The following is a 24,147-nucleotide window of genomic DNA, read 5'->3' as shown; positions in this document are numbered from 1 at the left end:
CCGGCGGAACCGCACCGGCGCCACGTCCGGAGGTGCTCCCGAACCCGATCGCAGTTTCAATTGAAACTGCGGTTCCCACGGCGCGTCCGGGCCCGACACGCCGGTGCTGGTGGACAACTCCCCGCGATTTCAATGGAAATCGCACCTCTGATTTCCATTGAAATCGCGGGACTCCGGGACCGGCGAGCCCCGCGCCGGGGCGCTAGCGGGGGCGGCGGGCGGGGAACTCGACCACCTGCTGGTAGGTCGGCCGGTTCTGCCAGCTGATCTTCTCCTGGGCGATGCCGCCGATCTTGCTGTGCACCAGGGCGTCCGCGCACCACTGGTCGCCGGGCTCGCAGTCCGCGTCACCCGGGTAGGTCTGCTCCGAAGGGGTTTCCGCCGCTCGGCGCAGGGTGTCCAGCAGAACCTGGCGGCACGCCGCCGGGTCACCGCCGCCGCACAGCGGTTCGCCGAACCCGCCCGGCACCTCCTCGCCGAGCACCGCGCGGATGTCCTTGGACACCTGCCCGAACCAGCCGTACTGGAACGCCGATCCCTGGTGCCCCTGCCCGACGTGCAGGTCCGGGTCGCCGTTCTGCCAGCCCGAGGGCGATTCGTTGATCTGCATCATGCCGGTCAGCGCCTGGTAGGCCGGTGCGCCCAGCGACGGCTCGAACTGGCCGCGCACCAGCAGCGGCCACCACGCGTCCAGCAGTTCGATCGCTTCGGCGTGCTCGTAGCGGCGGCTGCCCGGTTCCGCCTCGACCCGCCTACCGCCGTCGGCCAGCCAGCTCCGGAGCCGGTCGACCAGCTTCGCGGTCTCCGGGTCGGTGATCGGTGCGCGATCGATCAGGCGCAGCAGGTCCGGCAGGACCCGTTCGGCGCGGAGGTCGGTGACGCCCGCTTCGGCCATCACCTGCGTCAGCGTGGCGCGGTCGAACTTCCCGCCCGCCTCGATGCGCTCGCGGACCCGGGCGTCGAGCAGGTCGCCGCGCTGCACCGCGTTCTTCTCCGCCCGGTCGCCCGCGGTTCCCGGCGCCTGCTTGTTGTTCCAGCTGGTGTAGTAGTCCTGGTTGATCGAGTTCGGGTGCTGCTCGAACGGCGCGAGGTCCGCGGTGTTGTCGGCCGGGTTCCAGCCCTGCCACTCGTACGCCGGGTCGGCCGCGATCGGCATGCTCGGGTCCACCACCGGTTTGCGCACCACGTTGGCGCCGGAGTTGAAGTAGGCGGTGTCGTCGGCGTCGGCGTAGAACCAGTTGAAGGTGAAGTTGATGTCGTGCGCGGCGCGCTGGAAGTCCGCCGCCGAGGTGATCGCTCCGGGGTCGTTGAACTTCTGGAAGCCGATGATCGAGTCCACCTCGTGCAGGAACGTGGAGCGCGCCAGCGCGAACGCGACCGGCTTGCCGCCGACGGTGGCCCGGTGGGTCACGGGGCCGTAGTTGGTCCGGAACGACACCAGCCGGTAGGAGCCTTCCGGCGTGTCGTCACCCAGGTTCGGCTTCCAGGCGTTCTCCCGCTCGACCAGCTGCATCGGCAGGCACTCACCGCGGAACAGGTACCCATTCGAGTCCACAGTGGCCGGACCGCCGCCCGGCTCGCACAGCTCGACGGCGTAGGTGTCGATCATGTCCTGGGACGCGGTGGTGGCGCTCCAGGCGTAGTCCTGGCCGCGACCGAGCAGGGTGTAGAAGCTCAGACCGGCGAACGAGGCGCCCTTCGACGAGATGCCGGGACCCTGCAGCTCCTGCAGGGTGAGCAGCTGCGGCGAGAAGTACCCGGTCTGCGGCCCGAACACGGCGACCGGGTGGCCGCTCTCGGTGTGCGCGCCGGAGACCACGAGCGCGTTGGACATGCCGCGCGGCTCGCCCATCCCGGCCGGGAACAGGCCGTCGTCGAAGATGCCGCGCAGGCTCTCGACCGGGTCGTCGGTGGTCGGCGGCGGGTTGCTGCTCTCCGGGCGGGCGCTCGGCTCCGCGGGCTGGGCGGCCGATCCGGTGGGGTCGAACACGAGCTGCTGCTCGACCACCGAACCCGGGTCGGGCAGCACCACGCCCTCCGGGGTCTCCGGTGCCACGCCGTACGGGAACGACCGTCCATCGTGGATGGTGCTGATGGCCTCCGGGTCGTTCTCGGCCCGGAAGGCCTTCCAGACCTCCTCGCCGCGCTCCGGCCCGAACCGCTCGTGCAGCGCCATCCGGGCGACCGCGTTCTGCACCTCGTTGCCACCGCCGCCGCCGAACTGGGCACCGACCAGCGAGGCCAGCACGACCAGGTCGGTCAGCTCGAAGGGTTCGATGCGGCCCGCGTTGGTGATCGGGTCGACGTGCCCGGTGGCCACGTACTCGCCCGGGAAGTAGCGACCCCGGTGCGACTGCTCGATGTAGGCGTTGATGCCGTCCACGTAGGACTGCGCGTCGGCAAGCGCCTGCCGACCGCGCTCGCCGCGGCTCGCCACGGAGTCGATCTGCTGCTGCAGCTCCTGCTCGGTGTAGGGCGAGGCGGCGAAGAACCGCTGCTCCAGCTCGCGGTTCGCCGGTGCGCCACCGGCGAACGGGGTCACCTCGCCGCGCCCGGCCCGGCGCATCGCGTCCATCAGGAACAGCTTGTCCTCGGCGGTGGCGTAGCCCGCGCCGAACGTGGTGCCGGAGCGGGTGGTCCCGTAGATGTGCGGGATGCCAGCGGTCCTGTCCCGGACGATGGTGACGTCCTCGCGCGGCCGGTAGGTGCGCTCGACGTCGTCGGGCCGCACGCCGAAGGAGTTGTCGTTGAAGAACTCGGCGATCGTGCCGGTGGTCAGCTTCGAGTACCCGCCGACGAGCGCGTCGTACTCGGCCAGCTGGTCGTCGGAGTGCGGCGGGCGGGTGCCCAGCAGCATGTGCGCGACGAGCTCGGCGAACGTGGCGTTGCCGTTCTGCCCGGGCGGGAGGACGTGGTGGCACTGCTCGCGGCAGTAGTCCGGGGCCGGTTCGGGCACCGGTTCGGCGGCGACGGGCGGCGCGACCAGCACGGATGCGATCGCGGCTGCGGCGGCCAGAGCGGCGGTGGGACGCGAGCGTCGCGGCATGCCAGGTCCTCCCGGTCGATCTTCGCGACCCGGACGCTAACCACCCGGCAACAGAATTGAAAGAGATTCACGTTCAGCTTGCCCCGAACGGCGCATCACGACGCCACCGCGGGGCGGTGCTCACCGCTCTTCCACTTCGCGTTCTCCAGCTCCAAGGCCCGCCACAGCAGGTTGAGCGGGTGGTCGGCGCTGTAGCCCTGCCGCTCCCCGCGCCGCGTGAAAGCGCCCACCAGCACGTGCATCTTCGGCCCGACGTCGTTGATCAGGTCGACGGTGCGCAGCCCCCGACCCTCGGGTAATCGCCCGTCGTCGGCGGCCTCCCCGACCCCGCGGGTGACGATCATGCAGCCGTGCAGCAACTCCGAGCGCAGCAGGTCGAACCCGTAGCGCACGTCGTCGATCTCCGCGGCGATGTCCAGCCGCTCCCGGTAGTCGGCGCCGAACCAGCCGCGCAGGAATCCGGAGATCAGCCCGCTGGCCGGGATCACCAGCGGCAGCGAGTGCAGCTGGCTGGCGAGCATCGGCCGGTTCGGCAGCTGATCCGCGGACAAGTTCGTCACCAGGCTCAGCCCGCTGCGGCGCCATTCCAGCACGTCCACATCGGCCAGCGCGTTCTCGCCCTGCTCCCCGACCAGCACGCTGCCGCAGACCAGATCCGCCTGCTTCGTCCGCAATGCGCTGATCAGTTCTCGGGTTCGCAAGTGCGTCACGCGCAAGTCCACGCCGCGCTCGGCGAATTCACCGGCCACGTGCTCGCCGGCATTGGCGAGGAAACCGAGAGTAAAGCGGGTGGTGCCGACAGTAATCGTTTCGCCGCGCAGCCGACGCGATTCGTGCACGCCGTCGAGCCAGTCGCGCAGCGTGTTCCGAGCGATCTCCACGAACGCCTCTCCGGAATCGGTGAAGAGGACGTTCTTCCCGCGCCCCTGCTTGACCACCAGCGGTTCACCGCACAGTTGCTTGAAGTTCCGGTTCAGCGTGTCGAGCTGCTTCTGCACGCTGGACTGCTCGCGCCCCAGCGAACGCGCGGCGGCCAGCGCGGTTCCCACCTCGTGCACCAGCACCAACGTGCGCAGCTGGTCCATCGTGGTGTCCAGCAGCGCGCCCGGTGATTCGAGCAGCCTGCTGCGCAGGTCGCTCGCGGACAAACTGGCGGTCCCGACTAACGGCACGGCGTGCACCCTTTCCGTCTCCTGTTTTGAGCCGGAGTGTAGTGCGCGGAACTGATCTCCACGCCAGAACAAATAATCTGCGGAATTCTTTCCCGAATCGCTGGAAACCCCGCGCGGGGCGGTGCAATGATCTGCCTCGCCCCAAACGGCGGTCCCCTCGGCGATCGCCCCGGTTCGGCGCGCCGCCGACCGGCTGATTTCGGGGCAGTTCGCACGAACGCAGGTGCGCGGATGCGTGAACCGCCGCCTGCCCCGGAGAGGATTCGCGAGCACCATGCGCATCACCACCGTCGCGCCGCCCCGTGGCGCGACGACGAAGGACGTCTTCCCGCGCAGTGCCTGGGCCCGCACTGCGCACCCCGGAGCCGGGGATCGCCAACGGCGCGCGGCGATCCCGGTCGCCGGAGGCCACCCGTGGTGACGGTGTCGCGGATCCTCCGCCAATCCCCCCATTTTCATTTCCTGGCAAGGAGAACCCTGTCGTGACCTATCCCCAGACCGCAACCCCGCAGGCGGCCGCGGCCCCGGCCAGCTTGAAGCGCCCCGGCACGCTGCTGGCGTTGGTCGTCGTCGGCGTGCTGTCCGCTGTTGCCGCCCTGATCGGGGCGATCTACCTCATCGCCAACGCCGACGCGCTCGGCGAGTCGATGCTCAACGACGTGCTCGCGACCGACCCCAGCGCGCTGGGCCTGGACTCGGAGCTCGAAACGCTGGCGTCGCTGAGCGGCGGCGAGATCACCGACACCAAGACCGCGCTGCAGGAATTCGGCCTGTGGGACACCGCGGTCAGCACCATGTCGAGCGCGATCTTCCTCAAGGGCTTCCTCGTGGCGCTGTTCTCGGCGCCGCTGCTGCTGTGGAGCCTGCTGGCGATCAACGGCGCCAAGTACGCCCGCATCCTGTACACGATCTTCGGCCCGATCGCGCTGCTGGTGAACCTCGCCGTGCTCACCGACGCGTCGCCCTCCCTGGCGAAGATCACCAGCGGTATCGCGATGGCGGCCATCGTGCTCGCGATCGTGCTCTGCTGGCTTCCGGCGAACGGCCGCTACGCGAAGGCGCGCAAGCTCGCCCGCTGATCCGCGACCAGCAGCGCCGCACTGGGGGTCGGCGCTGGTGAGCGGGAACACCGCACCACGACGGCGGTTCGGCACCGAGGGGGTCGGTGCCGAACCGCCGTTTCCGCGCTCACTTCAACTGCTGGCGCTGCCTGCCCAGGCCGTCGATCTCCAGCTCCAGCACGTCACCGGCGGCCAGGTACGGGAATCGCCCGGACATCGCCACGCCCTCCGGGGTGCCGGTGTTGATCAGGTCGCCCGGCTCCAGCGTCACGTACTGCGACAGGTGACGGACGATCTCGCCGACGCCGAAGATCATGTCCGCGGTGGTGGAGTCCTGGCGGGCCTCGCCGTTGACCCACGACCGCAGCCGCAGCGCCTGCGGATCGGCGACCTCGTCCGCGGGCACCAGCCACGGGCCGACCGGGTTGAACGTCTCGGCGCACTTGCCCTTGGACCACTGCCCGCCGGAGTGCTCCTTCTGGAAGGCCCGCTCGGACACGTCGTTGGCCACCACGTACCCGGCGACGCACTCCAGCGCCTGCTCCGCGCTGTCCAGGTAGCGGGCCCGGCGGCCGATCACCACGCCGAGCTCGACCTCCCAGTCGACCTGCTCGGCACCGCGCGGGATCAGCACCTCGTCGTACGGCCCGACGACGGTGTTCGGGTGCTTGAAGAACAGGATCGGCACCTCGGGCGGCGCCGAACCGGATTCCGCGGCGTGCGCGGCGTAGTTCTGCCCGATGCACAGCACGGCCATCGGCCGCGCGATCGGGGCGCCGACCCGCAGGCCGCTGCCGTCCCCGGCGTCGTCGACGGCGGGCAGCTCACCGGCGTCCAGCGCCGCCCGGGCCCGCTGGATGCCGTCGTCGGCCAGGAACTGCCCGTCGATGTCCGCGGTGATCGGACGCAGATCGAACAGCCGGCCCTGGTCGTCTGCCACGTGCGGTCGTTCCGCCCCGGCGGGGCCCAACCTCAGGAACCTCATCTCACTCCTTCGCATCTCGACGCGCTGCCGTTCCGGCACCGGCAAGGCCGGGTGGAGCCGGGCGCGGCCCGGCAGCCCTAAGACCATCCACTGCGGAACGCGCCGAAGCAAGACCCGTCCGGGGTCGGGAGTGCGGTCAGGACCGGCGCAGGTGGCGGGTGACTGCGCCGAGACCTGCGGCGACGGCGCGCAGCTGATCGCGGTCGAGCGCGTCGATCAGGTTCGCGCGCACCGCCTCGACGTGCCCGGGCGCCGCTGCGCGCAGCCGCTCCCGGCCCTCCTCGGTCAGCAGGGCGTAGACGCCGCGATCGTCGGTCTCGCAGGTCCGGCGCCGCACCAGACCGGCCTTCTCCAGCTGGGTGATCTGGTAGGTCAGGCCGCTCTTCGAGGTCACCACCAGCTGGGCGAGCTCGGTCATCCGCAGCTCCCCGCCGGGCGCGGCGGACAACCGCACCAGGATCTCGTACTGCGGGTGGGACAGCCCGGCCTGCTCGCGCAGCTGCTGCTCGACCTTGCGGGCGACCAGGTTGCTCGCCTCCACGAAGGCGTTCCAGGCCGCCATCTCCTCGTCGTCCAGCCACCGCGGTTCAACCATGCCCCGAACCCTATCTTGTTCAAATTTGAACGACCAGCTATGGTCGGGGTTGTTCAAATTCGAACGAGGAGTTCGCGATGGTCCGGATGCCCACCCTGTACCTCAGCCACGGCGCCCCACCGCTGGCCGACGACCCGCAGTGGCCCGGTCAGCTCGCCGACTGGTCGGCCCGGCTGCCGAGACCGAAGGCGATCCTGGTGATCTCGGCGCACTGGGAGGAGGCCCCGCTGGCCATCGGCGCCACCAGCACCGTTCCGCTGGTCTACGACTTCTGGGGCTTCCCCGAGCGGTACTACGCCGTCCAGTACGCCGCGCCCGGCGCCCCGGAGCTGGCCGACCGCGTGCGCGCCCTGCTCCGCGGCCCGGACACCCCGGTCCAGGACTTCCCGGACCGCGGCCTCGACCACGGCGCCTACGTGCCGCTGGTGGAGATGTACCCGGACGCCGACGTGCCGGTCCTGCAGATCTCGATGCCGACGCTGGAACCGGAACGGCTGATGCACCTGGGCCGGGCGCTCGCCCCGCTGCGCGACGAGGGCGTGCTGATCGTGGGCAGCGGCTTCTTCACCCACAACCTCTCAGCGCTGCGCGAACCGGGCACGCCGAGCTGGTCGGTGGAGTTCGACGACTGGGGGCGGCAGGCGCTCGAAGCGCACGACGTCGACGCCCTGCTGGACTTCCGCCACAAGGCCCCGGCCGGTCAGCTCGCGCACCCGCGCACGGAGCACTTCGCACCGCTGTTCGTCGCGCTCGGCGCCGCGGGCGACGACCTCACCGCGCAGCAGGTGGCCATCGACGGCTTCTGGTGGGGCCTGGCCAAGCGCTCCGTCCAGTTCGGCTGACGCGGGGTCAGCGGCGGAGCTGCTGCTCGATCGTCGCGACCACTTTGGACAGCGGTTCGCGGGTCTGCTCGGTCCAGTTCGGGCCGCAGCGGGGCGTCGGCGCCGACACCGACAGCGCCGCGACCACCGCACCGGAGTGGTCCCGAACCGGCATCGCCACGCACCGGCAGCCGATGATGTACTCCTCGTCGTCCACCGCGTACCCGCGGGTGCGCGCCTCCTGGACCTCGGCCAGCAGCTCCGGCAGCTCGCACACGGTGTTCTCCGTGAAGCGCTCCAGCTCCACGCCCTGGTAGCGGCGCATCAGCTCCTCCTGCGGCAGACCGGACAGCAACGCCTTGCCCAGGCCGTCCGCGTGCGCGGGCAGCCGCATGCCCACCGCCGACACCAGCTTCATCGGTTGCGGCGACTCGGCGATCGCGATGTAGACGTTCTCGATGCCGTCCAGCCTGGACAGCTGCACCGTCTCGCCGGTCTCCTGCGCGAGCCGGTCCATCAGCGGGAGCGCCAGGCCCACGATGTCGCGGTGCCCGGTGTAACCCTGGCCGACCGTCCACGCCTTCAACCCGAGCCCGTAGGTGCGGGTGGTCGGGTCGAACTCGGCGAAACCGCGGTGCACCAGGGTGCCGAGCAGGCCGTGCACGCTCGACAGCGGGAGCCGCAGCGTCTCGGCGATGTCGCTGAGGCGGTGCCGCCCCCGGGAGAGCAGTTCCAGGATGACCAGCGCGCGGTCGGCGGACTTGACCACGTTGGGCCCGCTGCCCGCTGGGTCGGCCGTGGCGGGTTCCGACTTCACCCGACTTTCCTCCTGCTCCGTTCCGGCCGCATCGACTCCTGCGGCCTACTGAACAGTACAGCGGGCGCGCGGACACCGCGCAGCTCCTCAGCGCAGGGCGTGCGCGACGGCGGTGGCCAGCTCGATGTTGTTGCGGTAGACGGCGATGTTGACCTCGAGGCTGCGGCCGCGCGTGGCGGTGCGGATGCGGTCCAGGAGGAACGGGGTGATGTCGTGGCCGCTGATGCCCAGGCGGCTCGCCTGCTGCCAGGCCTCGGCCAGCGCCCGGTCGTGCAGCTGCGGGTCCAGCTGCTCGGCCTCCGGAACCGGGTTGGCCACCAGCACCGCCGACCGCAGGCCCAGCTCGTCGCGCGCGAGCACCGCGGCGGCGACCTCCTGCGGCGAGTCGACCGAATGTTCCAGCGGATGCCCCGAATCGGCGACGTAGAAACCGGGGAACCGGCGCGTGCGGTAGCCGAGCACCGGGATGTTCAACGTCTCCAGCCGCTCCAAGGTCGCCGCGATGTCCAAAATGGACTTCACACCCGCGCTGACCACGACCAGCGGCGTGCTCGCCAGGACCACCAGGTCGGCGGACTCGTCGAAGCTGCTCGACGCGCCGTGGTGCACGCCGCCCAGCCCACCGGTGGCGAAGACGCGGATTCCCGCGCGGTGCGCGAGGAACGCGGTGGCGGCCACCGTGGTCCCGGCGTTGAGCCGCTTCGCCGCGGCGATCGGCAGGTCCCGCACGCTCGCCTTCACCGCGCCCAGGTCGGCGATCAGGGCGTCGAGCTGCGCTTCGGACAACCCGACCGCGGGCACCCCGTCGACCACGCCGATCGTCGCCGGGACCGCCCCGGCGTCCCGGATCTGCCGCTCGGCGTCCCGCGCGACCGCGGCGTTCTCCGGGCTGGGCAGACCGTGGGTGAGGATCGTCGACTCCAGCCCCACGACCGGGCGACCCGCGTCCAGGGCCCGCCGGACCTCCTCGGACACCACCGGCAACGACATCGCGACCTCCGCTCCCCTGCCGGGACGGCGAGCCCGCGGGCCCGCGCGGTGTGAGCATATGGGCATGGCGCAGCCCGGATCACCGTTCCGACCGCTCGAACCCTCGATCGACCTGCCCGCGATGGAGCGCCGGATCATCGAGTGGTGGCGCGCGCACGAGGTGTTCGAGCGCAGCCTGGCGCAGACCGCGGGCGGCCCGCGCTGGGTGTTCTACGAGGGCCCGCCCACCGCCAACGGGCTGCCCGGCACCCACCACGTCGAGGCCCGGGTGTTCAAGGACGTCTTCCCGCGGTTCAAGACGATGAAGGGCTGCAGCGTGCCGCGGCGCGGCGGGTGGGACTGCCACGGGCTGCCGGTGGAGCTCGCCGTCGAGCAGGAGCTGGGCATCAGCGGCAAGCCCGACATCGAGCGGATCGGCATCGCCGAGTTCAACGCCCGCTGCCGCGCTTCGGTGCAGCGCTACGTCGGCGAGTTCGAGGCGGTCACCCGCCGGATGGGCTACTGGATCGACCTCTCCGCCGCCTACTGGACGATGTCGCCGGACTACGTCGACAGCGTGTGGTGGGCGCTGAAGCGGATCTTCGACGCGGGGCTGCTGGTCGAGGACTACCGGGTGGCCCCGTACTGCCCGCGGGACCAGACGACGCTGTCCGACCACGAGGTCGCCCAGGGCTACGAACCGGCGCACGACCCGTCGGCGTTCGTGCGGTTCCCGGTGGACGGGCCGCTGGCCGGGCACCACGACGTCGACCTGCTGATCTGGACGACGACGCCGTGGACGCTGGTGTCCAACACCGCGGTCGCGGTGCACCCGGCGGTGGACTACCAGGTGGTGCGCACCGTCCGCGGCACCTTCGTGGTGGCCGAACCGCTGGTCGAGGCCGTGCTCGGCCCCGGCGGCGAGGTGCTCGCGACCGTGCCGGGCACCGCGCTGGCGGGCCTGCGCTACCGCCGCCCGTTCGACCTGGTGGACATCCCCGACGCGCACTTCGTGGTGCTCGCCGACTACGTCTCCACCGAGGACGGGACCGGGCTGGTGCACCAGGCCCCCGCGTTCGGCGCCGACGACCTCGCGGTCTGCCGGGAGAACGGCCTGCCGGTGGTGAACCCGGTCGGGCCCGACGGCCGGTTCGCCGCCGACGTCGGGCTGGTCGGCGGGATGTTCTTCAAGGACGCCGACGCGGTGCTGGTCGAAGACCTCCGGCACCGCGATCTCCTGCTGCACTACAGCACCTTCGAGCACCAGTACCCGCACTGCTGGCGCTGCCACACGCCGCTGATGTACTACGCGCAGCTGTCCTGGTACATCCGGACCACCGCGATCCGCGACGCGCTGCAGCGCGAGAACGAGCGCACCACCTGGTACCCGGAGCACGTCAAGCACGGCCGCTACGGGAACTGGCTGGACAACAACGTGGACTGGGCGCTGTCCCGGACCCGCTACTGGGGCACCCCGCTGCCGCTGTGGCGGTGCCCGGACGGCCACGTCACGCCGATCGGCTCGCGCGCCGAGCTGGGCGAGCGCACCGGCCAGGACCTCACCGGGCTGGACCCGCACCGCCCTTACCTGGACGAGATCGAGTTCCCCTGCCCCACCTGCGGGCGGTCGGCCGCGCGGGTGCCCGAGGTGATCGACGCCTGGTTCGACTCCGGTTCGATGCCCTTCGCCCAGCTCGGCTACCCGCACCGGCCGGGCAGCGTGGCGGAGCTCGCGCGCAACTACCCGGCGCAGTACATCTGCGAGGCGATCGACCAGACCCGCGGCTGGTTCTACACGCTGATGGCGGTCGGCACGCTGCTGTTCGACCGCTCCGCGTACGAGAACGTCGTCTGCTTGGGGCACATCATGGCCGAGGACGGCCGCAAGATGAGCAAGCACCTGGGCAACGTGCTGGAACCGCTGCCCCTGATGGAGGAGCACGGCGCGGACGCGCTGCGCTGGTTCATGCTCTGCAGCGGATCGCCGTGGTCGGCGCGGCGGGTCGGGCACGGTCCGCTGCGCGAGATCGTCCGCAAGGTGCTGCTGACCTACTGGAACACCGCGTCGTTCTTCAGCCGCTACGCCGCGCTGGTGGACTGGATCCCGGCCGACGCCGATCCGCCCGAGCAGCGCCCGGTGCTGGACCGCTGGGTCCTGGCGCGGCTCCACCGGCTGGCCGCGGAGGTGGACGCGCGGCTGGAGGACTACGACACCGCCGGTGCCGGACGGGCGCTGGCGGAGTTCGTCGACGACCTGTCGAACTGGTACGTCCGCCGCTCGCGGCAGCGCTTCTGGGACGGCGACCGCAACGCCCTGCGCACCCTGCACGACTGCCTGGACGTGCTGACCCGGCTGCTCGCGCCGTTCGTGCCGTTCATCGCCGAGCGGGTCTGGCAGGACGTGGTCCGCCCGGGCATCCCGGAGGCGCCGGATTCGGTGCACCTGGCGAGCTGGCCGAGCGCCGACCTGCGGCTGGTCGACGACAGGCTGCTGTCCCAGGTGGACCTCGAGCGGCAGCTGGCGGAAGCGGGCCGGGCGGCGCGCAAGAGCAGCGGCATCAAGGTGCGGCAGCCGCTGGCGCGGGCGCTGGTCAGCGCGGCGCTGCCGCCGGAGCTGGTCGCCGACCTGGCCGACGAGCTCAACGTGCGCCGCATCGAACCGCTGGAGTCGGCGGGCGAGGTGCTGGACGTGTCGGTCAAGCCGAACTTCCGCGCGCTGGGCGCCCGGTTCGGCAACCGCACCCAGCGGGCGGCGGCCGCGGTCGCCGCCGCGAATCCGGCCGAACTGGCCCGCGACCTGCGCGCGGGCACCGCGACGATCGAGGTGGACGGCCAGCGCGAACCGCTGACCGCCGACGACGTGCTCCTCAGCGAGGTGCCGCGGACCGGCTGGGTGGTGGAGTCGCAGCGGGAGGTCACGATCGCGCTGGACACCACGATCACCCCCGAGCTGGGGCGGGCCGGGCTGGCGCGCGAGGTGATCCGGTTCGTCCAGGACTGCCGCAAGCAGGACGGCCTCGACGTCACCGACCGGATCTCCCTGCGCTGGCGCGCCGACGGCGAGCTCCGCGAGGCGCTGCTGACCAGCGCCGAGGAGATCGCCGCCGCGGTGCTGGCCGTCGACATCGGCGAATCCACCGCCCCCGCAGCGGATTCCACCGAGCACACCGACCCGGACCTGGGCCTGACGATCTGGCTCCACCCGCAACCACCCCGGTGAAGTCCCCCCCCCGACCGGGGCGACGCAACTTCAATGGAAATCGAACCCGCGATTTCAAGGGAACTCGCGGGCAGTCGGCGCGTCAGCGCCCGACACACCGACACCTGTGCACAACTCCCCGCGATTTCAATGGAAATCGGACATCTGATTTCCATTGAACTTGTTCATCCTGCCCATGGACCGCAGCTGCGAAGGGCGACCGGCACCGGTCGGCAGGTGTCGCATGCGCCGCAGGCGCATAACCCACCCTCGCAGCTCGCACCGCCGCGGGTTCACGGTGCCCACCCCTCCGGGGTTCCTTCCGGCGAGGACGGCCCTGACGCCGTGTATCGGGTCATACATCAGTCAGGGCACCCGGAGTCCAGGCGGGCGCTGAGGTTCCGCCACCGGCACCGCCACGCAGAACGAGGCTGGAAAAACCTCAATGAAATCGCGTCGCACCGGACGACGAAGGGCCGCGGGCTCCTCGCCCGCGGCCCTCCGGCAGCGTCCGGTCAGCGGGTGCTGGCCGAACCGATCTGCTCCTGGATCTCGTCGTGGTAGGCGCCGACGCGGGCGTAGACGCCGGGCTTGCCCGGACGGGCGCAGCCCTCACCCCACGAGGTGACGCCGATCAGCTTGTTGTCCACCACCAGCGGGCCACCGGAGTCGCCCTGGCAGGAGTCGACACCGCCCTCCGGCACCCCGGCGCAGACCATCGAGTCCGGGCTGTACTCCTGGTACGCGCCGGAGCAGGTCTCGTCGGAGGTCACCGGCACGGTGGCCTTCTGCAGGTGGTCGGCCTGCTGGCCGCCCTCGGAGGTGTTGCCCCAGCCGAGGATGGTCGCCTGGCTGTCCGGCGCGTAGCCGGGGTCGTCGGCGGTGGCCAGCTCGATCGGGGCCTCCTGGACCGGGGCCTCCAGGGTCAGCACCGAGACGTCGTAGCCCTGCGCGGCGTCCTGGTACTGCGGGTGCACCCAGACGTCGGTGACCTTCGAGACGGTCCCCTCCTGGGAGCTCATCACGGTGCGGCCGCTGACCACGTTGATGTCGGCCGGCTGCGAGCCGTCGGTGCAGTGGGCGGCGGTGAGCACCTTGTTCGGGGCCACCAGCGAGCCGCCGCAGAACTGCTGGCCGCTCGGGGTGACCAGCGCGACGGTGAACGGGTGGTCCGCGATGTCGGCGTCCTCGCCGCCGACGATGTAGGGGTTGACGTCCGCGGGCTGCGCCTGCGCGACGGAGGCCGCGGAAAGGGCTGCGACGGCGATCGCGGTGACCCCGGCGAACCGGGCCAGGCGACGTGGGGCATCGACCATCGTGTTCTCCTCGTGTGGAAATCGGCCGCTGCCAACCGGACCCGGTGACCTGCCTCCCACCGGGTGGTTACGCACAGCGACTAACTCGATCGAACAATATCGACGTCGACGCCGACCGGGAAAGCACCGGAATTTGCCGTTTTAACCAGTACCGCAGGACATTTCCCCAGTTCAGGGACTGGACAACCGGGGTGAACCGGCTCGTCAAGTCCCCGTTGGCGGTGCGCCGCAACCGAATTCGGGCGAGGAGCGCTCGACCATCCGAAGCGGACACCGGCGCGAACCGCGCGCTGCTCGGGCATTCCGAAGTACCGCCCCGGCGCGGGGTCCCGGTCGTCACCCGTCCGCGTCAGAAGCGTCCCCGGCGCACCCCGAACTGCGCCGGGGACACCCCAACCGCGGCCGGACCCCTCCGACCGGTGGTGCCATCGATCCCCGAACCGATGGCAGGCGCGCTCCAAGGCCCCGACCGCCCTGTGCGGAGCGCGCTGCTTCTGGTGTATCTGATTTCCGGTGGAATATTCCAGGGCCAATCGGTGGAGCTTGCCCGCGTTGATCGTTCAACCTCTCGGCCCAACCCGCCGCCGCGCGCCGGAACCCCAGCTCACCGGGGAACCAGCCCGGCGTCGTAGGCGAGCAGCCCGGCCTGCAGCCGGTTCGAGCAGGACAGCTTCACCAGCAGCCGCGACACGTAGCTCTTGACCGTGGCCTCGGACAGGTAGAGCCGCTCGGCGATCTGCGCGTTGGACATCCCCTGCCCCAGGCAGGTCAGCACCTCGACCTCGCGCTCGGTCAGGTCCCGGACCAGCGCGACCGCCCGCTGCCGCGAGCTCTGCTCGTCCCCCGACGCCGCCAGCAGCCGCTTCTTGGCCTCCTGGGACAGCACGGTGTGCCCGTCGGCGGCCACCCGCACCAGACCGATGAGGTCGCCCGGCGGGGTCGACTTGACCAGGAACCCGGCCGCACCGGCGCGCAGGGCGCGCAGCACGTACTTGTCGGCGTCGAAGGTGGTCAGCGCGACCACCGCGGGCGGATCGGGCAGCTTGCAGATCCGCTCGATGCCGGTCAGCCCGTCGACCCCGGGCATCCGCAGGTCCATCAGCACCACGTGCGGCCGGTGCCGGACCACGGACTCGACCGCCGCCGCGCCGTCCTGCGCGTCGTCCACGACCTCGATGTCCTCGGCGGAACCGAGGATGGTGCGCAGGTGCGCGCAGACCATCGGCTCGTCGTCGACCACCACGACCCGGATCGGATCACCCATCGCCGCCCGCCTCCCCAGTAGGCACGTACGCGGGCAGTATCACATCGACCTCGAACCCGCCGCGGTCGGCGGGCCCGGCCCGGAACGTGCCGCCGACCAGCTCGACCCGCTGCTGCAGCCCGAGCAGCCCGGTCCCGGAACCGCTGTCCGCCAGGTCCGGCGCGGCCCGCTCCGGCGGCTCGGTGTTGCGGACCACCAGCCGCAGCCGGTCGTCGCTGTGCAGCAGGTGCACGCTCACCCGGGAGCCGAACGCGTGCTTGTGCACGTTGGTGAGCGCCTCCTGCACCACGCGGTAGGCGGTGCGCCCGACCGCGGCGGAGACCATCGTCGGATCACCGTCCACAGTGAACTCGACGGGCACCCCGACCGCCTCGGACTGCCCGATCAGCTCGCCGAGGTCCGGCAGGTCCGTCGGCGGGGTGGCGTCCGGGCAGGCGTCCTGCTCGCCCGAGCCGCGCCGCAGCACCCCGACCAGGTCCCGCAGCTCCTCCAGCGCCTCGCAACCGCTGGTCCGCAGCTCCTCGGCGGCCTGGCGGATCGCCGGGTCCTTGGCCGCCACGCCCAGCGCCCCGGCCTGCAGCACCATGAGGCTCACCCGGTGCGTGACCACGTCGTGCATCTCGGTGGCCAGGCGGGTCCGCTCGTCGGCCCGGGCCTGCTCGGCCAGCAGCTCCTGCTCCCGCTCCGCGCGCTCGGCCCGCTCCCGCAGCGCGCCGACCAACCGGCGGCGGGCGCTCACGTAGAGCCCGAGGACCGCCGGGAAGATCGTCCACAGCACGCCCGCGACGATGGCATCGCTCGACGGGTCGCCCCACGGCCGGACGCTGATCAGCGCGGTGATGCTGATCAGGTCCCAGGTGAAGAACTTCCACTTGCGCCCGGTGGTGTAGACGACGGCGGCGTAGATCGCCCACGGCGTGTGGCCGGGCAGCCACGGGTCGCTCTCCAGGTTGACGTACAGCAGCGGTCCCGGACCGAGCTCGACCATCAGCGCCTGGGCGACCGCCAGCACCGCGATCATCGTCATGATCACCTGCGGGTAGCGCCGCCGCGCCAGCAGCGCGACGTCCAGCACCACCGAGATCACGTCGTTCAGCCAGAGCCCGCCGATCCAGTCGAACGTGCCGGGCGGCACCTCGGAGGGGTACATCAGGAGCAGGACGCGGCCGAGCAGGATCAGTCCGACCACGAGGGCCACGTCGAACGCGGCCTCCCGCTTGTCGTTCCACAGCAGCCGCCACAGCGGGCGTTTCACCTGGACCACGGTAGACAACGACACGCGGAGAACCGGCGGAGAACCATCCGGTCGACGACAAGCCCTAGACGAAAGTTGCACCGCCGTCGGTCAGGAACCGACTTTCGGCCCCCGAATGCCCTACCAAGCGCCGTGTTGATCAAGGGTGGACCAGGCTTGAATTGATCCAGCCTTCCGAAACCGCCTTGGGGGAATCATGGAACCCGCAGTGCTCGCGGCACAACCCCGACCGCCGGCCGAGCCCTGGCTGCGCCCGCTGGCCAAGTGGCCGGTGCTCACCATCGCCGGTCTGGTCGCCGTCGCGCACCTCGTGCTGAGCGCGATCGGGGACTTCTGGATCGACGAGGCCTACATGCTCGCGGCCGGCAAGTACCACCCGGACTGGGGGTACGCCGACCAGCCGCCCTTCGCGCCGCTGATCGCGGCGGCGATGGACTGGATCGCGCCCGGCTCGTTGGTGGTGCTGCGCCTGCCCGCGGTGCTCGCGACCGCCGCCGCGGTGGTGATGTGCGCGCTGCTCGCCCGCGAGCTCGGCGGGGACCGCCGCGCGCAGGTGCTCGCCGCCGGAGCGGGCGCGACGGGCTTGTGGGTCGGGCTGGTCGGGCACTGGGTCACCCCGTACACCTTCGAACCGGTGCAGTGGCTGGTGCTCTCCTGGCTGCTGGTCCGGTGGATCCGGCTGCGCGAGCAGGGCCGCCCGGACGACCGGCTGCTGCTGGTGTTCGGGGTGGTGCTCGGCGTGGCCGCGCAGACCAAGTTCCAAGTGGCGATCCTGTGCGTGGCGCTGCTGATCAGCGTGCTGCTGGTGGGGCCGCGGGAGATCCTGCGCCGCCCGATGTTCTGGGGCGGCGTGGGCATCGCGGCGGTCATCGCTGCGCCCACGCTCGTGTGGCAGGCCCTGCACGGCTGGCCGCAGCTGCAGATGGGCGCGATCGTGGCGGAGGAGTCCCCCATCCTGTCGGGTGGCCGCGGGGGCACCGCCGTCATGCTGGTGCTGTACGCCGGGGTCGCCGGTGCGGCGCTGTACCTGATCGGGCTGTGGAAGCTGTTCCGCTCGGCGGAGCTGCGGCCGTACCGGTTCTTCGGGCTCGCCGCGATCCTGCTGCACGTCTTCTTCGTCGCCACCGCCGCGCGCCCCTACTACTTGATCGGGTTGTACGGCGTGGTGATCGCCGCCGGGCTGGTGGCGCTGCAACGCCGCCGGGAGGCCAAACCGTCCCGCTGGGGGTGGACGGCTTGGATCCCGTTCCTCGCGTCCGCTGCGCTGGCGGGCTACCTGATGTGGGCCTCCACCTCGATGACGACCCTGTTCGGGGTGCCGAGCTCGGACCTGGTCGCCCGCGACACCTCGGCCGCGTACACCGCGCTGCCGCCGCAGCAGCAGGAGCGCACCGCGGTGGTGGGCGACAGCTACATCATCACGGCGATGGTGGAGGTCGGCCGGGCCCGGTACGACCTGCCGGAGGCCTACAGCCCGCACCGGGGGTACGGCTTCTTCGGCCCGCCCGACGAGCAGGTCGACTCCGTGCTGCTCGTCGGGGACCCGGAAGACCTGCGCGGGCACTTCACCGACGTCCGGCAGGTGCACGCCGGTGCCGTCCCGATCTGGTTGTGCACCGGGAAGATCGGCACCTGGGCCGAGATCTGGCCGCGGCTGCAGCACCTGTAGGAGGACGTCGTGACCGCCGCAATGACCACGAACAACCCGTCCGGCCTGCGAGAATGGCGGCCGCAGCCAGCAGACCGCAGGAAGGGGCCGACCGTGCCCGATGAGAACACCACCCGGATCCGGCTCCGGCCACCGCGCAACCGCGTGGAGCGCCGCGCCATCGGCTGGTGGACGACGCAGGCCCTGGCCCTCGTCGTCCCGGTGCTGATCGCGCTGGCCGCGACCGCGCTGTTCGTCCCGCCCGCGCGGTTCTGGCTGCTGCTGGCGCTGGTGGTGGTCGCCGTGCTCGGCGTGCCCTACGTGCTGGTGATGCCGCAGTGGCGCTACCGGGTGCACCGCTGGGAGATCACCGAGGACGCGGTCTACACGGCGGCGGGCTGGCTGCGCCAGGAGTGGCGGATCGCGCCGATGTCGCGCATCCAGACCGTGGACACCGTGCGGGGACCGCTGCAGCAGCTGTTCAACCTCTCCAGCGTCACCGTGACCACGGCCTCGGCGGCCGGACCGCTGACGATCGACGGGTTGGACCGGGCGGTCGCGCACGCGGTCGTCGAGCAGCTGACCGCCACCACCCAGGCGACCCCGGGGGACGCGACATGAGCACCGTGATCGACGGGCAGTGGCGCCGCCAGGACCCCAGGACGATCGCGTCGGTCGGCCTCCTGGTGCTGGCGCCGATGGTGCCGACCGTCGGGATCATGACGCTCTCCGGAGCGGGGATCGGCGCGATCCTGCTCACCGCGGCGCTGTGGTTCGCGGGCGCGCTGGCGCTGGCCGGGCTGGTGGCGGTGGACTGGTGGTTCGCCTGGTACCGGATCACGCCGGAGCGCTTCGAGCTGCGCAAGGGCGCCGTCACCCGGAACCACCTGTCGATCCCGCGCGAGCGCATCCGCAGCGTCGACCTCACCGCCGGTCCGAGCCACCGCGTCTTCGGCATCACCACGGTCAAGGTGGGCACCGGCGGCCAGGGCGGCGACAGCAGCGAGCTGAAGCTCGACGCGATCCTCCGCGCGCACGCCGAATCGCTGCGCCACGAGCTACTCTTCGGCGATTCGTCCACTGTGGCCGGTGAGGAGGCCGCGGCCGAACCGGCGGAGAGCACCACCCTCGCCCGGCTCAACCCGGCGTGGCTGGCCTACTCCGCGCTGTCGGTGACGCTGATCCTGATCGTCTGGGGCGCGATCGGCTCGGCCGTCGGTTCGTTCCGCGAGCTGCTGCTGTCGATGGGGATCTTCAGCGCCATCGGCGAGACCGTGCAGACGACGGCGCTGTGGCTGGTCATCGCGATCGCCGCCGGGCTCGCCCTGGTGGTCGGCGTGGTCGGCGCCTTCGCGCTGTCGCTGGAGATGTGGTGGGGGTTCCGGCTGAGCCGGGACCGCGGGGACACCCTGCAGGTCAAGCGCGGCCTGCTCACCACCAGGTCGGTCTCGCTGGAGGAGCGGCGGCTGCGCGGCGTCGAGCTGGTGGAACCGCTGCTGCTGCGCTGGTCCGGTGGCGCCCGGCTCGCCGCGGTGGCCACCGGCCTGAAGCAGAAGAAGGAGGAGAACCAGCCGGACAACAAGACGCTGATGCCCCCGGCCCCGCGCGCTGCGGTGCAGCGGACCTCGGCGGCGGTGCTGCGCGAGCCGCGGCCACCGTCGGAGGTCCCGCTGCGGCGGCACCCGCGCGCCGCGCTGCGGCGGCGGATCAACTGGGCGCTGATGGCGGCGACGCCGATCCTGATCGCGGCCGTCGTCACGGCGGTGCTCGGCTGGATCCCGGTGTGGTTGGCGGTCACCGCGGTCGTCGTCGCCGTCCTGACGTTCCTGGGCTTCGCGGTGGACGCCTACCGCAACCTCGGCCACCAGCTGACCGACCGGTACCTGATCGCCCGCTCCGGCAGCGGGATCCGGCGCACGGTCGTCCTGCAGCGCGACGGGGTGATCGGCTGGAAGATGAGCCGCACTCTGTTCCAGCGGCGGTCGGGCCTGATGACGGTCGGTGCCACGACCGCGGCGGGCAACAGCATCTACGAGGTGCACGACGTCGGCGAGGAGGAGGGCCTGGAGCTGGCCCGCGAAGCCCTCCCGGGACTTCTCGCGCCGTTCCTGGAACAACGGTGAATCAGCACGCTGCGGAGAGAGGCGAATAGCAGTGAGTGCGCAACCGGGCGGGGCTCGGTCACGCACTCACGATTCTCGGAATCCGGGGTCAGAAGGCGTCGAAGCAGCCGTGCTTGAGGCTGCTGACGAACTCGCGCCAGCGCTGCTGGGCAACGGTGATCTGGCCGGCAGACCGGTTCTTGGTGTCGCGCACCCCGACGCAGTCACGTCCGAAGCCGACCTCGACGCACTGACCCTGCCCCTGGGTCCGCGTGCTGGTGCGCCAGTCGGTGATATTCGCCATCTTCTACAACTCTCCTATGCGTTGTTGCATCAGTTCGATGGAACCGTCCGGATCTACCGCATGCGCCCGTAAATGGTCCATCATCATGACGTAGTTCGACAGCTCTATCTCCCGTTCGAGGTAGAGCCCGCCCACATGGGTTTCCAGGTAGACCACGTCGGGGTCGATGTGGTTCGAGTAGCGAAGGATGACGAACGGTCCGGCCTGCGCCGGATGGGCCCCCGCGTCCAGCGGCATCACCTGCAGCGTCACGTGCGGCAGCTGCACGAGTTTCAACAGGTGCTCCAGCTGTCGGCGCAGCACGCCGGGCCCGCCGACCTTCCTGCGCAGGGCGGCTTCCCCCACCACCGCCCACAACTCCAGCGGGTTGTCCCCCACCACCCGCTGCTGGCGCTGGATGCGCAGGTCGACCCGACGGCTGATCTCCGAATCGTCCGCCCTGATGAGGGTCGCCTTCGTGATCGCATAAGCGTATTCACGAGTTTGGAGCAATCCCGGGATGGCCTCGGCCTCGTAGGTGTGGATCGAAGACGCTTCCGCCTCCAACCCCACGTAGGTCTCGTACCACTCGGGCAGGACATCGCTGTAGGAGTGCCACCAACCGCGTTTGCGGGCGTCGCGCGCGAGATTGATCAGCTGATCCCGCTCGCACCCGTCGACCCCGTAGAAGTCCAGCAGCGCCGAAACGTCGCCGACCGACGGGGAGCGCTTCGCGGTCTCGAACCGCCCGATCTTCGCCTGCGTGCAACCGAGATGTCCGGCGGCCTGCTGCTGGGTGACCTCCGCTCGCGCCCGCAGTCGCCGCAGCTCGGCAGCAAGGCGGCGGCGACGCACCGTGGGACTGACTGTCATGTTTCCCATCCTGCCCGGATGTCCACACTGCGTCACCACCCCATCACCCTTACGACATCCGGTCCGGCAGCCCGTTCCAGCGGAACTGGAGGGCCGCGATGCACATCGGATGGTGTCCGGAGATGGTTACGCTTCTCCCCCCGATCGAGTAACCATCGCCAAGATGGAGTACACCTGCACGGGTGCGGGACTCCGGAAAGAGGAACCATTCGATGGTGACCGGAACGGCGCGGGCACTTGCGTCCGCCTATGGCGAAACCCCCGCTCCTGGTTTCACATCCTGGGAATCCGCGGCGGTGGAAGTGGCGGTCCGGCACGGTTCCCGGGCCGATGCGGAAGCACCGCTGCCCGTCTTCCCGGAAGCCCCGGCGGAAGCACTGCACACCTTGGGAATTCTCGAATTTGAGAATGCTGAGGATCTGCTGTGATCGAACGCCGCCACCCCGGAGACCGCCAAACTGTCCTGAATGCGGCGCTGGCCCCTGGCCTGCGCCGGACTTCGCGAGGAGGTCACCGCAGCCCTGGAGAAGCACGAGGGACAGGCGTTCTTCCTCGAATTCCTCCCCGTTCGGGGCGGCGCGGACGCAGGATCCGTCGTGACGGCAATGAATCGCGCTGCACGGCCAGGACGCCAGGCCCGAAATTCCTGAACCTGCTGCGGAATCCGCGCTGGGAGGCCAGCGGCACCGACACCGACTTCTGGGCCTGCGCGGGTTGCCAAGTCCTCGGGCTGCACCTGGCCGAGCTGCACGCGCACGTCCGCGCGGCCACCGAACCGGCCGACGCCCACCACCACACCGAGGTCGCCCACGTGCTGGAGTCCGAACTCAGGCTCCGCATGCACCACGAGCTGGAGCGCGACGAGCTGGAGCTGCGCGCCACCGACTCGCGCAGCACCTGATCCACCGGTCCGGAATTCCCCGGCAAATCAGCGGAAAACCGACATTCCGCACGCCGGGGTCACGGGCGCGGCACGTTGCGCAGGTTGCTGCGGGCCAGCTGGATCATCTTGCCCACCCCGCCGGACAGCACCGTCCGGCTCACCGCCAGCGCGAAGCCCTTCACCTGGTCGCCGGTGATCCGCGGCGGGATGGACAGCGCGTTCGGGTCGGTCACCACGTCCACCAGCGCGGGCCCCGGGCGGCGCAGCGCATCGGCCAGCGCCTCGCGCACCTCGCCCGGCTTCTCCACCCGCGCCGAGTAGATCCCGGCCGCCGCGGCGATCGCGGCGAAGTCGACGTGCTCGTGGTCGGTGCCGAAGTCGGGCAGCCCGTCCACCAGCATCTCCAGCTTCACCATGCCCAGCGAGGAGTTGTTGAACACCACGACCTTCACCGGCAGCCGGTGGGTGCGCAGGCTCAGCAGGTCGCCGAGCAGCATGGCCAGCCCGCCGTCGCCGGACATCGAGATGACCTGCCGGTGCGGTTCGGCGATCTGCGCGCCGATGGCCTGCGGCAGCGCGTTGGCCATCGAACCGTGCACGAAGGAGCCCAGCACCCGCCGCCGCCCGTTCGGCGTGATGTAGCGGGCCGCCCACACGTTGCACATCCCGGTGTCCACTGTGAACACCGCGTCCTCGGCGGCGAGGTCGTCGAGCACGTCGGCGACGAACTCTGGGTGGATCGGCACCTGGGTCTCGACGTTGCGCGTGTAGGCGTCGACCACCCGCTCCAGCTGCCCGGCGTGCTCGCGCAGCATCCGGTCCAGGTACGAGCGGTCGTGCTTCTGCCGGACGTGCGGCAGCACGGCGCGGATGGTCTCGGCGACGTCGCCGTGCACGGCCAGGTCCAGCACCGTGCGGCGCCCCAGGTGCGCCGGTTCGATGTCCACCTGCACGGTGTTGGCCTGCGGCAGGAAGTTGTCGTACGGGAAGTCGGTGCCCAGCAGCACGACCAGGTCGGCGCGGTGCATCGCGTCGTAGCAGGCGCCGTAGCCGAGCAGCCCGCTCATGCCCACGTCGAAGGGGTTGTCGTACTGGATCCACTCCTTGCCGCGCAGCGCGTGCCCGACCGGCGCGTTGACCCGCGCGGCCAGCTCCATGACCTCCGCGTGCGCGCCGCGAGTCCCGGCGCCGCAGAAGAACATCGGCCGCTCGGCCCGGTTCAGCTTGTCCGCCAGCGCGAGCACCTGGTCCTCCGGTGGCACGACCGTGGGCGGCTCGCACTCGACGATCCCGGTGCCGGTGGCCGAGGCGGCCGGTTTCTCCGCGACGTCACCCGGCAGCACCAGCACGGCCGCGCCGCGGCGGCCGGACGCGGTCTGGATGGCGGTGCGCAGCAGCCGCGGCATCTGCTCCGGCTGCGAGAGCAGCTCGCAGAAGTGGCTGCACTCGTTGAACAGCTCCTCGGGGTGGGTCTCCTGGAAGAACCCGGTGCCGATCTGCGCGGACGGGATGTGCGAGGCCAGCGCCAGCACCGGCGCCCCGCTGCGGTGCGCGTCGAACAGGCCGTTGATCAGGTGCAGGTTGCCGGGCCCGCAGCTGCCCGCGCAGACCGCGAGCCGCCCGGTGATCTGCGCTTCGGCCCCCGCGGCGAAGGCGGCGGCCTCCTCGTGGCGCATGTGCACCCACTCGATGCCCTCGGTGCGCCGCACGGCGTCTACCACGGGGTTCAGGCTGTCCCCGACGATGCCGTAGATGCGCCGGACTCCGGCCTGCACGAGGACTTCGATGAGCTGATCGGCGACAGTGGGCATGACGAGGTCCTCCGGAGGGGTTGTCGGCACGGGCCACCCACCCGTCT

20 protein-coding genes are annotated in these 24,147 nt (G+C 71.0%); 8 read left to right on the top strand and 12 right to left on the bottom strand.

The annotated features are described in order from the left end of the window. Positions 1-202 precede the first annotated feature (202 nt). Entirely contained in the window at positions 203-3,046 is a 2,844-nt protein-coding gene (locus F1721_RS05845; RefSeq protein ID WP_150065478.1) for a penicillin acylase family protein, read from the bottom strand. Positions 3,047-3,141: 95 nt separating this feature from the next. After that, the gene (locus F1721_RS05840; RefSeq protein ID WP_342782919.1) at positions 3,142-4,569 is read right to left on the bottom strand and encodes a LysR family transcriptional regulator; all 1,428 of its coding nucleotides are present in this window, start codon (positions 4,567-4,569) and stop codon (positions 3,142-3,144) included. Between the two features lie 131 nt (positions 4,570-4,700). Between F1721_RS05840 and F1721_RS05835 the strand changes: the two genes are divergently transcribed. Further along, positions 4,701-5,297 carry a hypothetical protein gene (locus F1721_RS05835; protein WP_150065477.1) on the top strand — a complete coding sequence of 199 codons (597 nt, stop codon included), beginning with the start codon at positions 4,701-4,703 and terminating at the stop codon, positions 5,295-5,297. A gap of 109 nt (positions 5,298-5,406) precedes the next feature. On the opposite strand, the gene F1721_RS05830 is transcribed toward F1721_RS05835, so the two are convergent. Then, positions 5,407-6,264 carry a fumarylacetoacetate hydrolase family protein gene (locus F1721_RS05830; RefSeq protein WP_150065476.1) on the bottom strand — a complete coding sequence of 286 codons (858 nt, stop codon included), beginning with the start codon at positions 6,262-6,264 and terminating at the stop codon, positions 5,407-5,409. Between the two features lie 136 nt (positions 6,265-6,400). Next, a complete protein-coding gene (locus tag F1721_RS05825; protein ID WP_150065475.1) occupies positions 6,401-6,859 on the bottom strand; it encodes a MarR family winged helix-turn-helix transcriptional regulator in 459 nt (152 codons plus the stop codon). Between the two features lie 77 nt (positions 6,860-6,936). On the opposite strand from F1721_RS05825, the gene F1721_RS05820 reads away from it, so the two are divergent. Continuing rightward, the gene (locus F1721_RS05820) at positions 6,937-7,701 is read left to right on the top strand and encodes a dioxygenase family protein (protein WP_150065474.1); all 765 of its coding nucleotides are present in this window, start codon (positions 6,937-6,939) and stop codon (positions 7,699-7,701) included. A 7-nt stretch (positions 7,702-7,708) separates the two neighbouring features. On the opposite strand, the gene F1721_RS05815 is transcribed toward F1721_RS05820, so the two are convergent. Together F1721_RS05815 and F1721_RS05810 are read right to left on the bottom strand one after the other, a co-directional pair. After that, positions 7,709-8,497, bottom strand: coding sequence for an IclR family transcriptional regulator (locus F1721_RS05815; RefSeq protein WP_150065473.1), 789 nt, complete (start codon positions 8,495-8,497; stop codon positions 7,709-7,711). An 87-nt stretch (positions 8,498-8,584) separates the two neighbouring features. Beyond that, entirely contained in the window at positions 8,585-9,487 is a 903-nt protein-coding gene (locus F1721_RS05810) for a pseudouridine-5'-phosphate glycosidase (protein WP_150065472.1), read from the bottom strand. A 64-nt stretch (positions 9,488-9,551) separates the two neighbouring features. Between F1721_RS05810 and ileS the strand changes: the two genes are divergently transcribed. Continuing rightward, the gene (ileS, locus tag F1721_RS05805) at positions 9,552-12,686 is read left to right on the top strand and encodes an isoleucine--tRNA ligase (protein ID WP_150065471.1); all 3,135 of its coding nucleotides are present in this window, start codon (positions 9,552-9,554) and stop codon (positions 12,684-12,686) included. A gap of 494 nt (positions 12,687-13,180) precedes the next feature. Here the strand turns inward: ileS and F1721_RS05800 are convergent, their stop codons facing one another. From F1721_RS05800 to F1721_RS05790, 3 genes are all read right to left on the bottom strand, one after another. Continuing rightward, a complete protein-coding gene (locus F1721_RS05800; protein WP_150065470.1) occupies positions 13,181-13,981 on the bottom strand; it encodes a S1 family peptidase in 801 nt (266 codons plus the stop codon). Positions 13,982-14,585: 604 nt separating this feature from the next. Next, entirely contained in the window at positions 14,586-15,245 is a 660-nt protein-coding gene (locus F1721_RS05795) for a response regulator transcription factor (RefSeq protein ID WP_150065469.1), read from the bottom strand. Beyond that, positions 15,238-16,500, bottom strand: a complete 1,263-nt coding sequence (locus tag F1721_RS05790; RefSeq protein WP_150065468.1) for a sensor histidine kinase — start codon at positions 16,498-16,500, stop codon at positions 15,238-15,240. The genes F1721_RS05795 and F1721_RS05790 overlap by 8 nt, the downstream gene beginning before the upstream one ends. 196 nt (positions 16,501-16,696) lie before the next feature. Between F1721_RS05790 and F1721_RS05785 the strand changes: the two genes are divergently transcribed. Genes F1721_RS05785 through F1721_RS05775 form a run of 3 tightly spaced genes read left to right on the top strand, consistent with a single transcriptional unit; the run spans position 16,697 to position 20,271 of the window. Further along, positions 16,697-18,169, top strand: coding sequence for an ArnT family glycosyltransferase (locus F1721_RS05785; RefSeq protein WP_150065467.1), 1,473 nt, complete (start codon positions 16,697-16,699; stop codon positions 18,167-18,169). A gap of 9 nt (positions 18,170-18,178) precedes the next feature. Then, entirely contained in the window at positions 18,179-18,769 is a 591-nt protein-coding gene (locus F1721_RS05780; RefSeq protein WP_246154288.1) for a PH domain-containing protein, read from the top strand. Then, entirely contained in the window at positions 18,766-20,271 is a 1,506-nt protein-coding gene (locus F1721_RS05775) for a PH domain-containing protein (protein WP_150065466.1), read from the top strand. The genes F1721_RS05780 and F1721_RS05775 overlap by 4 nt, the downstream gene beginning before the upstream one ends. Before the next feature lie 88 nt (positions 20,272-20,359). On the opposite strand, the gene F1721_RS05770 is transcribed toward F1721_RS05775, so the two are convergent. Continuing rightward, positions 20,360-20,554 (bottom strand): DUF397 domain-containing protein, encoded by a 195-nt coding sequence (locus F1721_RS05770; protein WP_150065465.1) that lies wholly within the window; start codon positions 20,552-20,554, stop codon positions 20,360-20,362. A gap of 3 nt (positions 20,555-20,557) precedes the next feature. After that, positions 20,558-21,406 carry a helix-turn-helix domain-containing protein gene (locus F1721_RS05765; protein WP_246154286.1) on the bottom strand — a complete coding sequence of 283 codons (849 nt, stop codon included), beginning with the start codon at positions 21,404-21,406 and terminating at the stop codon, positions 20,558-20,560. A gap of 212 nt (positions 21,407-21,618) precedes the next feature. Here F1721_RS05765 and F1721_RS05760 point away from each other — a divergent pair, with 212 nt between their 5' ends. Together F1721_RS05760 and F1721_RS05755 are read left to right on the top strand one after the other, a co-directional pair. Continuing rightward, entirely contained in the window at positions 21,619-21,834 is a 216-nt protein-coding gene (locus tag F1721_RS05760) for a hypothetical protein (RefSeq protein ID WP_150065463.1), read from the top strand. Then, positions 21,831-22,307 (top strand): hypothetical protein, encoded by a 477-nt coding sequence (locus F1721_RS05755; RefSeq protein WP_150065462.1) that lies wholly within the window; start codon positions 21,831-21,833, stop codon positions 22,305-22,307. The genes F1721_RS05760 and F1721_RS05755 overlap by 4 nt, the downstream gene beginning before the upstream one ends. A gap of 59 nt (positions 22,308-22,366) precedes the next feature. Here the strand turns inward: F1721_RS05755 and F1721_RS05750 are convergent, their stop codons facing one another. Further along, positions 22,367-24,100, bottom strand: a complete 1,734-nt coding sequence (locus F1721_RS05750; protein WP_150065461.1) for a pyruvate dehydrogenase — start codon at positions 24,098-24,100, stop codon at positions 22,367-22,369. Positions 24,101-24,147: the final 47 nt, after the last annotated feature.

The organism is Saccharopolyspora hirsuta, from assembly GCF_008630535.1.
GTDB classification, from domain to species: Bacteria; Actinomycetota; Actinomycetes; order Mycobacteriales; family Pseudonocardiaceae; genus Saccharopolyspora; species Saccharopolyspora hirsuta.
The sequence above is the reverse complement of the archived record's forward strand: the minus strand, read 5'-3'. Positions and strand labels throughout refer to the sequence as shown.